The organism is Pseudomonas sp. TE9122, from assembly GCF_056278925.1.
Window position 1 is genome coordinate 4,719,539 of sequence record NZ_JBWBQI010000001.1, and the last position, 15,606, is coordinate 4,735,144.

The 15,606-nt window shown below is 62.1% G+C and carries 11 protein-coding genes; 7 read left to right on the forward strand and 4 right to left on the reverse strand.

Annotated features, from left to right (window positions below):
• Nucleotides 1-10: 10 nt before the first annotated feature.
• Nucleotides 11-4,297, forward strand: a complete 4,287-nt coding sequence (locus tag ACZ9BE_RS21280) for a DEAD/DEAH box helicase (protein ID WP_476249915.1) — start codon at nucleotides 11-13, stop codon at nucleotides 4,295-4,297.
• Nucleotides 4,298-4,413: 116 nt separating this feature from the next.
• Here the strand turns inward: ACZ9BE_RS21280 and ACZ9BE_RS21285 are convergent, their stop codons facing one another.
• Entirely contained in the window at nucleotides 4,414-6,516 is a 2,103-nt protein-coding gene (locus ACZ9BE_RS21285; RefSeq protein ID WP_476249916.1) for a mechanosensitive ion channel domain-containing protein, read from the reverse strand.
• A 387-nt stretch (nucleotides 6,517-6,903) separates the two neighbouring features.
• On the opposite strand from ACZ9BE_RS21285, the gene ACZ9BE_RS21290 reads away from it, so the two are divergent.
• Genes ACZ9BE_RS21290 through ACZ9BE_RS21305 form a run of 4 tightly spaced genes read left to right on the forward strand, consistent with a single transcriptional unit; the run spans nucleotide 6,904 to nucleotide 10,881 of the window.
• Nucleotides 6,904-7,830, forward strand: a complete 927-nt coding sequence (locus ACZ9BE_RS21290; protein ID WP_095181941.1) for a DUF72 domain-containing protein — start codon at nucleotides 6,904-6,906, stop codon at nucleotides 7,828-7,830.
• Nucleotides 7,827-8,624, forward strand: coding sequence for an endonuclease/exonuclease/phosphatase family protein (locus ACZ9BE_RS21295; RefSeq protein ID WP_056790768.1), 798 nt, complete (start codon nucleotides 7,827-7,829; stop codon nucleotides 8,622-8,624). Before ACZ9BE_RS21290 ends, ACZ9BE_RS21295 begins: the two co-directional genes overlap by 4 nt.
• On the forward strand, nucleotides 8,621-9,895 hold the full coding sequence (clsB, locus tag ACZ9BE_RS21300) for a cardiolipin synthase ClsB (RefSeq protein ID WP_406227621.1): 1,275 nt from the start codon (nucleotides 8,621-8,623) through the stop codon (nucleotides 9,893-9,895). The genes ACZ9BE_RS21295 and clsB overlap by 4 nt, the downstream gene beginning before the upstream one ends.
• A complete protein-coding gene (locus tag ACZ9BE_RS21305; protein WP_041477676.1) occupies nucleotides 9,892-10,881 on the forward strand; it encodes a lysylphosphatidylglycerol synthase domain-containing protein in 990 nt (329 codons plus the stop codon). Before clsB ends, ACZ9BE_RS21305 begins: the two co-directional genes overlap by 4 nt.
• Before the next feature lie 103 nt (nucleotides 10,882-10,984).
• Here ACZ9BE_RS21305 and ACZ9BE_RS21310 read toward each other — a convergent pair whose 3' ends face one another.
• The 3 genes from ACZ9BE_RS21310 to ACZ9BE_RS21320 all read right to left on the reverse strand — a co-directional run bounded on the left by ACZ9BE_RS21310 (nucleotide 10,985) and on the right by ACZ9BE_RS21320 (nucleotide 14,124).
• A complete protein-coding gene (locus ACZ9BE_RS21310) occupies nucleotides 10,985-11,743 on the reverse strand; it encodes an alpha/beta hydrolase family protein (protein WP_073475756.1) in 759 nt (252 codons plus the stop codon).
• Entirely contained in the window at nucleotides 11,733-12,842 is a 1,110-nt protein-coding gene (locus tag ACZ9BE_RS21315; RefSeq protein WP_476249917.1) for a DUF3182 family protein, read from the reverse strand. The genes ACZ9BE_RS21310 and ACZ9BE_RS21315 overlap by 11 nt, the downstream gene beginning before the upstream one ends.
• 280 nt (nucleotides 12,843-13,122) lie before the next feature.
• Nucleotides 13,123-14,124, reverse strand: coding sequence for a GlxA family transcriptional regulator (locus tag ACZ9BE_RS21320; RefSeq protein WP_476249918.1), 1,002 nt, complete (start codon nucleotides 14,122-14,124; stop codon nucleotides 13,123-13,125).
• Between the two features lie 101 nt (nucleotides 14,125-14,225).
• Between ACZ9BE_RS21320 and ACZ9BE_RS21325 the strand changes: the two genes are divergently transcribed.
• Together ACZ9BE_RS21325 and ACZ9BE_RS21330 are read left to right on the forward strand one after the other, a co-directional pair.
• On the forward strand, nucleotides 14,226-14,780 hold the full coding sequence (locus tag ACZ9BE_RS21325; protein WP_476249919.1) for a cysteine hydrolase family protein: 555 nt from the start codon (nucleotides 14,226-14,228) through the stop codon (nucleotides 14,778-14,780).
• Nucleotides 14,781-15,010: 230 nt separating this feature from the next.
• Nucleotides 15,011-15,592, forward strand: a complete 582-nt coding sequence (locus tag ACZ9BE_RS21330) for a YjfI family protein (RefSeq protein WP_225914461.1) — start codon at nucleotides 15,011-15,013, stop codon at nucleotides 15,590-15,592.
• Nucleotides 15,593-15,606: the final 14 nt, after the last annotated feature.

The window sequence follows — 15,606 nt, forward strand, 5'->3', positions numbered from 1 at the left end:
AACTCCAGTCATGAATCTGCCCCTCCCCGCCAACAGCGCGCTGGCCGGTTTTCACCCCGCCGTCAGCGCCTGGTTCAACAAGACTTTCCCGGCGGTCACCGCCGCTCAGGCCCGTGCGTGGCCGTTGATTCGCCAGCGCCGGTCGACGCTGATCGCCGCGCCCACTGGCTCCGGCAAAACCCTGACCGCGTTCCTCGCCGTGCTCGATGAGCTTGTCCATCGCGGTCTGGAGCATCCTGACGGTTTGCCCGCCGAAACCCTGGTGGTCTATGTCTCGCCGTTGAAGGCACTGTCCAACGACATCCAGATCAACCTGCAGAGTCCGCTCGCCGGCATTACCGCGCAACTGCGCGAGATGGGCCTGCCGGAGCTGACCATCACTACCGCCGTACGCACTGGCGACACGCCGCAAAAAGACCGCGCCGCCATGCGCAAGAGCGCGCCGCATATTCTGGTGACCACCCCGGAATCGCTGTACGTGCTGCTTGGCTCGGAATCCGGGCGCAAGATGCTCGGCACCACGCGCACGGTGATCATTGACGAAATCCACGCCATGGCCGCGGGCAAGCGCGGCAGTCATCTGTCCTTGAGCCTTGAACGGCTGCAAGCGTTGTGCGCCGAACCGCTGACCCGCATCGGCCTGTCCGCCACGCAGAAGCCGGTAGAAGCCGTGGCGCGGTTTCTGGTCGGTCACGATCGCCCCTGCGAAATCGTCGACATCGGCCACGCCCGCCCTCGGGATCTGGGCATCGAAGTGCCGCCGGTGCCGTTGTCGGCAGTGATGGCCAACGATGTCTGGGAACTGGTGTATGAGCGCCTCGCAGAACTCGCTCGCGAGCACCGCACCACGCTGATTTTCGTCAACACCCGACGCCTTGCCGAGCGCCTCAGCCGGCATCTGAGCGACCGCCTCGGCAAGCAGGCCGTGGCGGCGCACCACGGCAGCCTGGCCAAAGAGTTTCGCCTCGATGCGGAACAGCGCCTCAAACGCGGCGAGCTGCAAGTGCTGATCGCCACTGCATCACTGGAGCTGGGCATCGATATCGGTGAAGTCGACCTGGTCTGCCAGATCAGTTCACCGCGTTCGATTGCTGCGTTTCTGCAACGAGTCGGTCGCTCCGGACACCAGGTCGGCGGCACGCCCAAGGGCCGTTTGTTCGCCACCACCCGCGACGACCTGATCGAGTGCGCCGCCCTGCTCGACTGCGTGCGCCGGGGCGAGCTCGATACGCTGCACATTCCGGAAAAACCGCTGGATGTGCTGGCGCAGCAGATCATTGCCGAGGTCAGTTGCCAGGAATGGTCGGAGGACGCGTTGCTTGCGATGTTCCGCCGAGCCTGGCCCTATCGCGATCTCGACGAAAAACACTATCAGGCCCTGCTGAGCATGCTCGCCGAGGGCTACAACGGTCGCCAGGGCATCCGCAGCGCCTACCTGCACCGCGACGCCGTCAGTCGCACCTTGCGTGGCCGGCGGGGCGCGCAACTGACCGCCGTGACCAGTGGCGGCACCATCCCGGACAACGCCGACTACAGCGTATTGCTAGAACCCCAGGGCTTGAACATCGGCAGCGTCAACGAAGATTTCGCCGTGGAAAGTATCGCCGGCGACGTGTTCCAGCTCGGCAATACCTCGTACCGCATCCTGCGGGTAGAAAGCGGCAAAGTGCGGGTCGAGGACGCACAGGGCATGCCGCCGACCATTCCGTTCTGGCTCGGCGAAGCGCCGGGGCGCAGTGATGAACTGTCGGCGGCCGTCGCGCGCCTGCAAGCGCAACTCGATGAGCTGCTCAGCGCCAGCCCCGGCAATCTGCAACCGGCGCTCGACTGGCTGACCACCACACTCGGCCTCAACCTCGCCAGCGCCGAGCAACTGGTCGAATATCTGGCGCGCGCGCGGCAAACCCTCGGCGCCCTGCCCTCGCAGGACACGCTGTTGATGGAGCGGTTTTTCGACGAGTCCGGCGGCACCCAACTGATCATTCACACGCCGTTCGGCAGCCGCATCAACCGCGCCTGGGGCCTGGCCTTGCGCAAGCGTTTCTGCCGCACCTTCAACTTCGAGTTGCAGGCCGCCGCCAGCGAAGACGCGATCGTGCTGTCGCTGTCCACCAGTCACAGCTTCGAGCTCGACGAAGTCTGGCGTTACCTGCACAGCAACAGCGCTGAACACACGCTCATTCAAGCCGTGCTTGATGCTCCGTTATTCGGCGTGCGCTGGCGCTGGAATGCCGGGGTGGCGCTGGCGTTGCCGCGTTTTACCGGCGGGCGCAAAGTCGCTCCGCAACTGCAACGGATGAAAAGCGAAGACCTGATCGCCAGTGTGTTTCCCGACCAGATCGCCTGCCTGGAAAACCTCGCCGGCGAGCGCGAAGTCCCCGAACATCCGTTGGTGGAACAGACCCTCGACGATTGCCTGCACGAAGCTATGGACAGCGAAGGCTGGCTGACCCTGCTGCGGCGCATGGAGCGTGGCGAGGTGCGCCTGATCGCCCGGGATTTACCTGCGCCGTCGCCGCTCGCGGCAGAAATCCTCAGCGCCCGCCCCTACACGTTTCTCGACGACGCGCCGCTGGAGGAACGCCGCACGCAAGCGGTGATTAATCGACGCTGGAGCGATCCGCAGTCGACCGATGATCTCGGCGCGCTGGACGCCGACGCGATCACGGCGGTGCGCGAAGAAGCCTGGCCGTCGCCCAATTCCATGGATGAAATGCACGAAGCGCTGATGAGCCTCGCCTGCATCAGCGATGCCGAAGCCCGCGCCAATGCGGGTTGGCCGGACTGGCTGCAAACGCTGATGGCCAGCGGCCGCGCCTGCCTGTTGCAGATCGACGCCGAGCATCAGTTATGGCTGGCCCGCGAACGCTTGAGTTGCCTGCAAGCACTTTATCCACAGGCGACGTTGGCAAGCGCAGCAGTCGTGCTACCCGGCTTCGACGACGCATGGGCATTCGATGAGGCGCTGGTCGAAGTGATCCGCGCCCGTCTCGGCGCCTTTGGGCCGATCCCGTTGCCGGCCATCGCCGAGCCGCTGGCCTTGCCAGCCGCGCAAGTCAATCAGGCCCTCGCCCGACTGGAGCGTGAAGGCTACGTCTTGCGCGGCCAGTTCACGCCGAACAGCGCGATTGAAGAATGGTGCGAACGCCATCTGCTGGCGCGCATCCATCGCTACACAGTCAAGCGCCTGCGCCGGGAAATCGAACCGGTGGCATTGCAGGACTTCATGCGTTTTCTGTTCGACTGGCAGCATCTGACGCCGGCCACCCAAGGTCAGGGCAGTGCGGTGCTGCCGGCGATTGTCGGCCAGTTCGAAGGTTATCCGGCGGCAGCCTCGGCATGGGACAGCGACATCCTGCCGGCACGCCGCAAGGACTATTCGCCGAGCTGGCTGGATGAACTGTGCCGCAACGGCAAACTGGTGTGGACGCGCATCAGCGCGCGGCAGAAAGTCAGCGGCTCGGCATTGCGCAGTACACCGATCGTGCTGCTGCCGCGCAGTCAGGTGGGTTTGTGGAGTGCGTTGGCTGAACAGACGCCGGTGAGTGAGTTATCGCCGAAAACGCAGAAAGTCTTCGAGGCGCTGAGTCAGCATGGCGCGCTGTTTTTCGATGAGTTGATTCATGAAGCGCGCCTGCTGCGCAGCGAACTGGAAATCGCCCTGCAGGAATTGGTCGCCGCAGGTTTGGTGAACGCCTACAGCTTCGCCGGCCTGCGCGCGCTGATCACGCCGGCAAGCAAGCGCCAGCAGCGCAGTAGCCGACGCGGGCGCGGCGCGTTTATCGGCGGCATGGACGATGCCGGGCGCTGGGCATTGCTGCGCCGGGGTTCGTCAGCAGATGCCGCCGAGACACTCGAACACGTCGCCATGACCCTGCTGCGCCGCTACGGCGTGGTGTTCTGGCGCTTGCTCGAACGCGAAGCGGACTGGCTGCCGAGTTGGCGGGAATTGCTGCGCACCTTTCATCGTCTGGAAGCGCGGGGCGAGATTCGTGGCGGGCGGTTTGTCAGTGGTCTGGCTGGCGAGCAGTTTGCTTTGCCCGAAGCCATTCCCTTGCTGCGCGAAGTACGCCGACGCCCGCAGGACGGCAGCCTGGTGGCGGTGTGTGGGGTTGATCCATTGAATCTGGCCGGAACGTTATTGCCCGGGGTGAAAGTGCCGGCGCTGGTGAGCAATCGGCTGGTGTATCGCGATGGGGTGCCGGTGGCCGCGGTGATTGCCGGCAAGCAGCAGGTTTGGGTAGAGCTGGATCCGATAGCCATGGGACAACTGCATGCCAAGCTGATCCGGCATTGAGAGTGTTCGCACCGGCGTCTTCGCGAGCAGGCTCGCTCCCACAGTCCAATCCCATTGCCCCTGTGGGAGCGAGCCTGCTCGCGAAAGCGCCGGCCCTGTCTCTACACAAACAGGCGTCAGGTCCGTGACTCCTGCGGTACCTCATCCGCAACCACCGCCCCCTCCTCCTGCCGCTTCGGCAACAGCACCTGTTGTGGATAAGTCTGCGCAAAATGCACATTGGGTGTGTTATCCACAAGCTTCTTCAAGCGCTGGTTGAACGCGCGGCTCACCGCATACTGCCCGCCGGACACCGTGCGAAATTGCGCCGTAAGCACCACGCCGTTGAGATCCATCTTGTCCACGCCAAACACATCCAGCGGCCCTTGCAGGTTGTACTTGAGGAACGGGTCTTCGCGGATCGAATCGCCGGCCTCGCGGATCAGCTCGATGGCCTTGTCGACGTCGGTGTCGTAGGTGAACTGCACCGAGAAAAATGCGAAGGCGAACTGGCGTGATTGGTTGGTCACAGCTTTGATCTGGCCGAACGGCACCGAGTGCACAAAACCCTTGCCGTCGCGCAGGCGCAAGGTGCGAATGGTCAGGCCTTCCACCGTGCCAGCGTGGCCGGAATCGAGCACCACCCAGTCGCCGATCGACAGGGTGTCTTCGATGATGATGAACAACCCGGTGATGACGTCCTGCACCAGTTGCTGCGAACCGAAACCGATCGCCAGACCGACCACGCCCGCACCGGCCAGTAGCGGCGCGACGTTGATGCCGAGGTTGGCCATGGTGGTAATCGCGCAGATCACCACGAGGATGATTTTGATCGCGTTGCGCAGCAGCGGCAGGATGGTTTTCACCCGCGTGCTCGGCTGGCGTGCCGCGCGTTTGCTCAGCGGCGGTTTCAGCGCTTCCTGAATCGCCGTGTCGAGCACCACCCACAGCAGCCACGTCACCAGGAAGATCAGGCCGATGCTGCTCAAGGCGTTGCTGATCGCTCGACCGACGGTGCTGCTCTGGGCGAAATCGAGCAACGACACGCCCCAGATCCGCCCGAGAATATCGATGAACACAATCGCCATGACGATGCGCAGCAACGCATGCAACAGGCTGAGAAAACGTTCCTTGTAGGCACTGCTGCGCTGGATCGCCTCAGCCTTGCGTGATTTGAACAAATGCTGCAACACGGTGCTGAGAAACACTGTGGCGATCAGCAGCACGGTGGTGAACAAGGCACAGCGCAGGGCTTTCTGATTGTCCTCGCCGATGCCGATCAGGCTCACTGCCGAGACCAGCACCATCAGCACGATCGGCCAATACCACAGCCCGGAAAATATCCGCAGCGACTCCTGCAGCGACGGTTGTTTCAAACGCTGACTGAGCGGGCGATTGCGGATCAGATGCGCCACGGGCCGGCGCAGGCGAATCACCAGCAAACCGAAAATCACCGAGGCGATCAGCCCGGTGAACACGGCGATGCTGCTGGTGATATTGCCGCCCAATTGTCGGGCGATCTGCGGGCTGGTCAGGGCATCGCTGAGAGCGGCGAGAAAGCCGATCAGGAACAGCGGTCGCGGGCAGTATTCACGGATGATTCGCGCGGCGGCGCGCTTGTGGCCGACATTGAACATCACCACCACGCACAACAACATCGACGTGGAGAAAATGCCACTGCTGGTGGCGTAGGCCAGACACAGCGCCAGCGCACGGCCCACCGAAGCTTGCAGAAAATGGCTGACATACAGCGTCAGCGGCAGGCAGATCAGCGCCGGCACGGTGAAAGGCAGCACGTAGCCGAGCAGATCCTGACTGCGCTGGCGGGTGCGCAACCAGCGGCCCTCACGCAGACGCTTTGCCAGCAGACTGCCGAGCACGGTGAGCAGGGCGAAACTGCCCAGCCACACTCCCGACAACGTCAGGAAATCCCCGGCGACGCTCCAGCCCGAGCGATTCGACGGTTGCTTGACCAGCCGATCGACCTCATCCGCCGCGCGGTCAGCACGCAGCCGCCAGGCATCGACCAGGTGTTCGTTGAGATCGAGTTTTTCCTGCACATCGTCGATGCTCGTACTGATCGCCCCGAGCAGACCGCCCTGCACCAGCGGTTCCGGTTCGGCGGGTTTTTCCGCCGTATCGGCGGCAGCCGGAACGCCCGGTAGCGCGACGGCTTGCGATGTGTTGACGCCCAAGCACAGCAGCGCTCCCAGCAGAATGGCGATCTTGAAATTGCGCAAAGCTCCGATCTCCCGTGGCTGACCCTGGTAAGGAACTGATCGGTAATTGCGCGGCAAGTTCAAGAGCCCCCTCACCCCAGCCCTCTCCCCCAGGAGAGGGAGCCGACCGAGTTGCATGACCAAAATCACCAACTGCACGTCTTGAGTCGAACTCAAGTCCTGAAGACCATGAAGATCTGCTCCCTTCACAGTCGTACGCGATTTCAGGAGACATGAAGATCTGCTCCCCTCCCCCTCGCCCCCTTGGGGGAGAGGGTTGGGGTGAGGGGGTAAGCTCTTGATCTTCGCTTCACCCGCGACCGTCCGTAACGCCACCGAAACTTTCCCGCCCCCGCCGCAGTCATCACAGAACATCGGCAACACGAGGACTTTCTACGGGAGGATGGGATGGCGACGATTCACATCGGTATTTCAGGCTGGCGCTACGCCCCGTGGCGCGGGGATTTCTACCCGAAGGGACTGGCGCAGAAGCGCGAATTGCAGTTCGCCTCCCGCGCGGTCAACAGCATCGAAATCAATGGATCGTTCTACGCCCTGCAACGCCCCGAACGTTACGCCCAGTGGTACGCCGAAACGCCCGATGACTTCGTGTTCAGCGTCAAGGCGCCGCGCTTCATCACCCACGTGCGCCGCTTGCGCGAAATCGAAAAGCCGCTGGCGAATTTCTTTGCCTCGGGCGTGCTGGAGCTGAAGGAAAAACTCGGGCCGATCCTCTGGCAGTTTCCGCCGAATTTCAAATTCGACGCCGAGCGCTTCGATCACTTTCTTGCGCAACTGCCCCACGATACCCAAGCCGCAGCCGCCCTCGCCCGCCAGCACGACTCGCATCTTCCCGGCCACGCCAGCGTCAAAGCCTGGCGCAAGAAACCGTTGCGCCATGCGGTGGAAATCCGTCATGAAAGTTTCATCGATCCGGAATTCGTGCGCCTGCTCAAACGCCACAACACCGCGCTGGTCATTGCCGACACCGCCGGCAAATGGCCGTACCGCGAAGACCTCACCAGCGACTTCGTCTATGTGCGCCTGCACGGCGCCGAAGAGCTCTACGCCAGCGGTTATTCCGAACAAGCGCTCAAGCGCTGGGCCGAGCGCATCGACGCCTGGCATCACGGTAAACAGCCAGAGGACGCCCACCTGATAGCCCCACGCCTGAAACCCCGCGCGCGCAAATCCCGCGAAGTGTTCTGCTACTTCGACAACGACATCAAAGTCCGCGCGCCCTACGACGCACGCAACTTGTTGCAGCGCTTGGACCTCGACAAAGACCTCGCCACAACTCCCGGGCAAGTCGCCGCAGAAGGAGTTCTGTCATGAGCATTCCCGAACCGGTCGGTTTCACCGACGAAGGCTCCGTGGTTGCGCCCTCGGTGCGCACCTTCACCGTACTGACTGTCAACACCCACAAGGGCTTCACCGCGCTGAACCGGCGTTTCATCCTGCCGGAGCTGCGTGAAGCGGTGCGCAGCGTCGCCGCCGACGTGGTGTTTCTGCAGGAAGTGCACGGCACGCACGAGCAGCATCCGAAACGCTACGACAACTGGCCGACGATGCCGCAATACGAATTTCTCGCCGACAGCCTCTGGCCGCAATTCGCCTACGGGCGCAATGCCGTGTACCCGGCGGGCGACCACGGCAATGCGCTGCTGTCGAAATTCCAGATCATCCGCCACGACAACCTCGACGTGTCGATCAGCGGCCATGAAAACCGTGGCCTGCTGCATTGCGTGCTGCGCCTGCCTGGCGACGGCACCGAAGTGCATGCGATCTGCGTGCACCTGGGCCTACGCGAAAGCCACCGCAACGCGCAACTGGATCTGCTGATGCAACGTCTCGCCGAATTGCCCGCTGATGCCCCGGTGATCGTCGCTGGCGATTTCAACGACTGGCGCCAGCGTGCCGATGCGCAGCTCAAGCCCTGTGGCCTGCGCGAAGTGTTCGCCGAGCAGTACGGCAAGCCGGCGCGCAGCTTTCCCGCGCGGCTGCCAGCGCTACGACTCGACCGCATCTACGTACGCAACCTCAAGGCCAGCCGCCCGAAAGTTTTGACCAACCGGCCCTGGTCCCACCTTTCCGACCACGCACCGTTATCGGTGGAGATTGAACTATGAACAGTGCGCCACTGGAAAAATCCGCCGTCGACCCGGTCCCGCTGAACCCGCCGGTGCGCGAGCCCGGCCACGTGGACGTCGAGTATCAATGGCACAGCAATAACCGCGTAGAGCTGCTGGAGAACGGCGAGGAATATTTCCCCCGGGTATTCGAAGCGATGCGCGCAGCCAAGAGCGAGATCCTGCTGGAGACCTTCATCGTCTTCGAAGACAAGGTCGGCGCCGAGTTGCAGCAAATCCTCATCGAAGCCGCCCAGCGCGGCGTGCGCACCACGGTCAGCCTCGACGGCTTCGGCTGTGGCGAGCTGAGCACCGGCTATCTGTCGGCCTTGAGCGATGCCGGCGTGCATCTGCAAATCTTCGATCCGGCGCCGAAGCATTTGGGCATCCGCACCAACTGGTTCCGCCGCTTGCACCGCAAGATCGTGGTGGTCGACGGCTTGATCGCGTTCATTGGCGGGATCAATTTTTCCGGCGATCACCTGGCCGATTTCGGCCCTGAAGCCAAGCAGGATTATTCGGTGGAGATCCAGGGCCCGGTGGTCGCCGATATCCATCACTTCGCCCTGCTGCAAAGCGGTCGTCCCGGACGCGCGCGGTTCTGGTGGCAGCGCCGGCGCCAGCGCCTGGAGGAAATGGCCTTCACCGACCACGACGGCCAGGTACGCCTGGTGTTCCGCGATAACGATCAACACAACACCGATATCGAAGACGTGTATTTGCAGGTGCTGCGCAAGGCCAAGCGCCGGGTAATCATCGCGAACGCCTACTTCTTTCCCGGCTACCGTTTGCTGCGCGAAATCCGCAACGCCGCCCGCCGTGGCGTCGAGGTGCGGCTGATCCTGCAAGGCCAGCCCGACATGCTCGTAGCCAAACTGGCGGCGCGCATGACCTACGATTATCTGCTGCGTGCCGGCGTGCAGATTCACGAATACTGCCAGCGCCCGCTGCACGGCAAGGTCGCGCTGGTCGACGATGACTGGAGCACCGTGGGCTCGAGCAATCTCGACCCGCTGAGCCTGTCGCTGAATCTGGAAGCCAACGTGCTGATCCGCGACCGCGCGTTCAATCAGCACCTGTACGAACGCCTCGAAGATCTCAGCCAGAACTACTGCAAAGCCATGGACGCCAAGCTGTTGCCGCGCGGGCGTATCTGGCACATGACCGTGGGCTTTCTCGTGTTCCACTTCCTGCGGCACTTCCCGGCCATGGCCGGTTGGCTGCCGGCGCATAAACCGCGTCTGAAGCCTTTCCGAGGTGCGCGTCCATGAGTCATTCCGAAGTCCATTCCGATAGCCATTCGACACAAGCGGCGCCGTCGAAATGGAGCCGCTGGAAACGTCCGCTGACCATCCTGTTTTTCCTCGCGCTCATCGTCCTGTTGACGATGTTCGCTACGCGCATCGAATGGGCCGAGGTGCTGGAGACCCTCGCCGATTTCAAGGTGCGCACGCTGATCATCGCCGCCAGCCTGACGTTGCTGAGCTTTCTGGTGTACGCCAGTTTCGACCTGATTGGCCGCACCTACATTCGTCAGGACCTGACCTGGAAGCAGATCCTGCCGGTGGGCATCATCAGCTACGCCTTCAACCTCAATCTCAGCGCCTGGGTCGGCGGCATCGCCATGCGTTATCGCTTGTATTCGCGGCTGGGCGTGAGCAAAGGCAACATTGCCAAGATTCTCGGCCTGAGCCTGGCAACCAACTGGTTCGGCTACATGACCATCGCTGGCGTAGTGTTCAGCAGCGGTCTGGTGACTATGCCGCCGGGCTGGAAACTCAGCAGTTCGGCCTTGCAACTGGTCGGGGTGTTATTGCTGCTGGTCAGCGCCGGCTATCTGGCGGCGTGTCAGTTTTCCAAACGCCGCGAGTGGTCGATTCGCGGCGTGGAAATCAACCTGCCGTCGCTGCGCATGGCGGTGCTGCAATTGCTCTTGGGCGCGTTGAACTGGTCGCTGATGGCGGCGGTGATCTTCACTCTGCTGCCAAGCAAACTGGATTATCCGCTGGTGCTTGGGGTGCTGTTGATCAGCGCGATTGCCGGGGTCATTACGCACATTCCGGCGGGACTGGGTGTGCTTGAGGCGGTGTTCGTGGCGCTGCTGCAGCACGAGGCGTCGCGCGGCAGTCTGGTCGCGGGATTGCTGGCGTATCGGGCGATTTATTTTCTGCTGCCGCTGTTGATCACGGTGGTGATGTATCTGGTGGTGGAGGCCAAGGCAAAGGCGCTGCGGATCGAGAAGAAACCCACACATTAGAATCAAGATCAAAAGATCGCAGCCTTCGGCAGCTCCTACATTTGAAATGCGTTCAACCTGTGGGAGCGAGCCTGCTCGCGAAGGGGCCGGTACATGCGAAACATCATCTGGATTGGATAATGCTCAACCGCTCCCCCACCACCATCTCGGTAATCCAGTCCACCAGGATCGAGGTGTAGGCCTGCTGCGAAACCGGATCACTCAACGCGTGATCGGCGCCATCAATAATCCGATGGGTCAACGAGTGAGTCTGCTGACATGCGGCGCGGTAACTCATGATCGTCGCGTGGGGCACGAAATCGTCGGTTTCCGATTCCACCAACAGCACGTCGCCAGTGAATTGCGAGCAGGCATGCAGGGCGCGATTGCTGTCGGCGCGCACCAGCGTGCCGCGATAATCGCGCAGGTCGGCCTTGTCCAGATCGCGTTTGGGCGTGTGCCATTGCTCGTCGCGGTACAGCGCCGGCACGCGCAGCGCCAGCCAGCGCACCGGGCGCAATGACGTCAGGATCGAGGCCAGATAACCGCCATAACTGGTGCCGACCACGGCGATTGCCGAGGTATCCAGCGCCGGGTGCGCCAGCAGACGATCGTAGGCCGCCAGCAAATCACGCAGATTGTCTTCACGGGTCACCCGGGTCAGCGGAATTCCTGTGCCGCCGGTGTGCCCGCGCAGGTCGAAGGTCAGGCATACGCAACCCAGGCCGGCGATGCCTTTGGCCCGCTCCAGATCACGTTCCTGACTGCCGCCCCAACCGTGAACAAACAACACCCCCGGGACTTTCGATTTGGGACTGAGAAAAGTCCCGCTCATCTGTTCGTCATCAATGTCGATTTGAATGCATTCGCTTCTAGCCGTCATAGGATTGGACCGTCACATATTTGAGAAGAAATGCGCTGTTTTCCGCCGGGCCGCGATAGACCTCGATGGCGTCCGCCGGCAGCGCCTGATCGATGTAGGTTTCCACCGACGACACACGGATGGCGCGCATCTGTGGATCGTTGACGAAGCTTTGCAGCGCCGCCACTTCAGCGCTGCTCGCGCCGCCCATGCGCCAGGATTGTTCGAGCACGCCGCTGCGCGGGTTGCCGCTGGCGCCCAGGCCTTGGGCGATATCGTAATTGCGCCGCGAGGCGAAGAAGCGCGGGTAAGCTTCGTTGGCGGCACTGTCGAAGACCTGCGCCTGCTCGATGGCCAGACGCAAATCATCAGGCAGATCCAGCGCGAGCAATTGGTCATAGCCGCCCTGCACCACCAGCAGATTCGAGCCGCCGTAGACCTCTTCGCCCTGACCGTCCTCGGTCAAGTATTGATCACCGCAATAGCTCAACACTTTGCCGCCGATGAACGACTGGCCGACGCTGTGGGTGACGACGTTGCTCAAGTCCTGCTCCAGCACTACGCCGTCACTGAACACGCTCTCCGCTTCTGGGCGAGCGAGGATTTCATCGAACGCGTCGAGGCTCTTGATCACTTCCTGGCCGCGACCGGCGCAAGCGTGAATCGGCTTCAAGCGAATCGGCCCGGCGTACAGCAGATGTTCGGCGGCGGGCCGTGCATCTTCCAGGGCAAATACGCTGAGACCGTCGAGCACAACGTTGCGCACCCGCTCCGAGAACAGCGGCGACCAGCCCTGCGGCGCGTGCGCCAGATGACTGCGCAAACCGTGGCTGATGGCTTTGGTGCAGATGAAATCGTATTCGACGTAACCGCCCCACAAGTCATCGGGGCCGTTGATGCCCAGCGCTTGAGCGTGGGCGGCGCCAACGATGGTTTGTGTCGGCAGCAGATACAGCTCGCGGCCCTGATGTTTGGCCGGATCGTAACTGCCGCCGAATTTGCAGCCGAGAATCTGCGCCAACCAGCGCGCCAGAGCCTTGTTGGTCTCGACTTCATGTTGCGGCGCCTCGGCACGCACCGAATGGGCCACGACGATTTTGTTGCTGGGTGTCGGGGTCATGCGTTCCCCTTGCATCAGTCGATGGGTTCACTCAGGGAATTTGCAGAGATCAGGCCAATCAACGATCCCCACGAACCGCCCGATAATCGGGAGCTTGCCGTGACTGTGCTGGCATCACGCCTGTTTCAAACTGCACGACAGCGCGCAAAACTCCGGCAAATTGCACGATCTCTCACCCTCGCCGCGATCATTGTGGGAGCGAGCCTGCTCGCGAAAGCGTAGTGTCAGCCGACTACAATTCTGTAGATCCAGCGCCTTCGCGAGCAGGCTCGCTCCCACATTAGTTCATCGTCGTTCTGGGAGCGGGATTCACACCAAACCGCCCACGGTAATCACTCGGCCCAAGCCCGGTAATCTTCTTGAAGATCGCACGAAACGCGCCCGGATCCTGATAGCCCACCGTCCAGGCAATGTGGTCGATCGTGCCATTGGTGAACTCGAGCATTTCCCGCGCCTTGCCGACCCGCAGGTGCTGGCAGTACTCGGTCGGTTTCAAGCCTGTCGCGGCGCGGAATCGGCGCAGGAAAGTACGCTCTTCAAGTCCCGCACGCTCGGCCATCGCGTTCAGCGAAACATCCGTCGCCCCGGTGCTTTGCAGCCAGTGCTGGACCTTGAGAATCGCCGCGTCGCCATGGCTGAGGATCGGTGCGAAATTGCTTCCGCATTCACTGGCGCTGTCGCTGTGTTCCATCACCAGAAAACGCGCGGTCGCGGTGGCGATGCTTGGGCCGAGCAAGCGATCGACCAGGCGCAACCCCAACTCCGACCAGGCCATCAGCCCGGCCGTGGTGATCAGGTCACCGTCGTCGACAATCGGCGTGTCGGCCTTCAGTTTGATCTTCGGGTAACGCTCGGCAAACACCTGGGCCGAGGTCCAGTGGGTGGTGGCGCTGCGACCGTCGAGCAAGCCGCTTTCAGCGAGCATCAACGAGCCCACACAAACACCACCGAGGGTCGCGCCGTGTGCATGCTGATCGCGCAGCCACTGCGCAAGACTCGCGGTCATCTGCGCCGCATCGAACCCGCCGAGGGACGGCGGAATCAGCACGGCGAGCAAAGCGTCCTCGTCGCCGGGATGACTGTCATAGACCCGCGCCGGCAACTGCTCGCCATCGACCTGCCAGTGACTGACCCGCAGCACGGGCAATTGCACAGCCTGATACTCGGCAGCGATGCGATTGGCCACGGCGAACAGATCGGTCAGACCGTGCACCGCCGCCAGTTGCGCGCCGGGGTAAATCAGCACGCCCAGTTCAGCGGTGGCGGCTCTTTGTGCAGCCATTGTCAGTTTTCCCCCGTCTATTGTCGGTGCGGCCAATCCTCGAATCCTCGGCCAGCGTCAATACTGAGGCCACACCCAATCACCGTCTCGAGGACAATCCCATGGCCAAGCAAGCGCTCATCGTAGTCGATATCCAGAACGACTACTTCCCCCAAGGCAAGTGGCCGCTGGTCGGCGCCGACGCCGCTGCCGATAACGCCGCACGGCTGATCGCAGCCTTTCGCGAAAAGGGCGATCCGGTGGTACACATTCGGCATGAATTCACCTCCGAAGACGCGCCGTTTTTCACTCCCGGCTCCGAAGGCGCGAAACTGCATCCGAAAGTGCTCAACCGCGCCGACGAACCGGTGGTGCTCAAGCACTTCGTCAACTCGTTCCGCGAAACCGAACTGAAAGCGGTGCTCGACGAACACGGCATCACCGACCTGATCGTGGTCGGCAGCATGAGCCATATGTGCGTCGATGGCATCACCCGCGCGGCGGCGGACATGGGGTATGCGGTCACGGTGATTCACGATGCCTGCGCCAGCCGTGATCTGGAATTCGATGGCCTGACGGTGCCGGCCGCCCATGTGCATGCAGCCTTCATGGCGGCGCTGGGTTTTGCCTACGCCAGCGTGGTATCGACTGAGCAGTTCCTGCACAGCAACGCCTAGCAACAACAGCGCAATCCACAGGCCCGCCGCGTTGCGGGCCTTTTTGCGTCTGTCATGAAAATCTCACGCGTGAGTCATTGATGGCACTTTGCATTGGTTGTAGTGTGGCCCACGCGTGAGACGCTCATAACCGGATTCCAGCCATGACAAGCCGCACTCCGACGCCTGCCGCAGCCAGCCCCAAGGGCGAGCGTGGCAAGACGTCAGCGAAAAAACCGTCGAGCTTCTACATGAAGCAGATGCGCGCAGGCCTGGCCGCCGCCGGTTATGTGAAACACGAAACTTGGGTGCTTCCGGAAAACCGAAGCTTGCTCAAGCAAATGGAGCAACAGCTACGCCAACCGATTCTGGCTGGCTCTTTCATGTCGGAGAAATACATGAGCGCAGGCAACAACTGGACCATCGACAGCCTCTTCAATGCCCTCAAGGCGCTGGACGAGGTGGCTTCCCAAGAGATTTCGCTGTCCCTGATCCAGAGCTCCGAACCGAGCATCAAGCTGGAAATGAACGAATTCGGCGGCCTGCCGATTCATATCGCCTTGGCCGGCCAGCAGATCATCGTCGACACCGTGCTGGTGGACATCGATTCGATCAGCAATGTCCAGGCGTTCAACGATGCCGTACTGCGCAGCCGCGAGATGTTCCCGCTGTCTTCGATCGGGATCGAATCGATGCCGAACGGACAGACCGTCTACAACATGTTCGGCGCCCTCAGTGCTGATTCGAGCCTGACCAACGTAGTCACCGAGGTGAAAACCCTGGTCGACAACGTGCAGCGCGCCAGCGAAGCCTTCGAACACTTCTTCAAGTAATCAACAGGGAATAT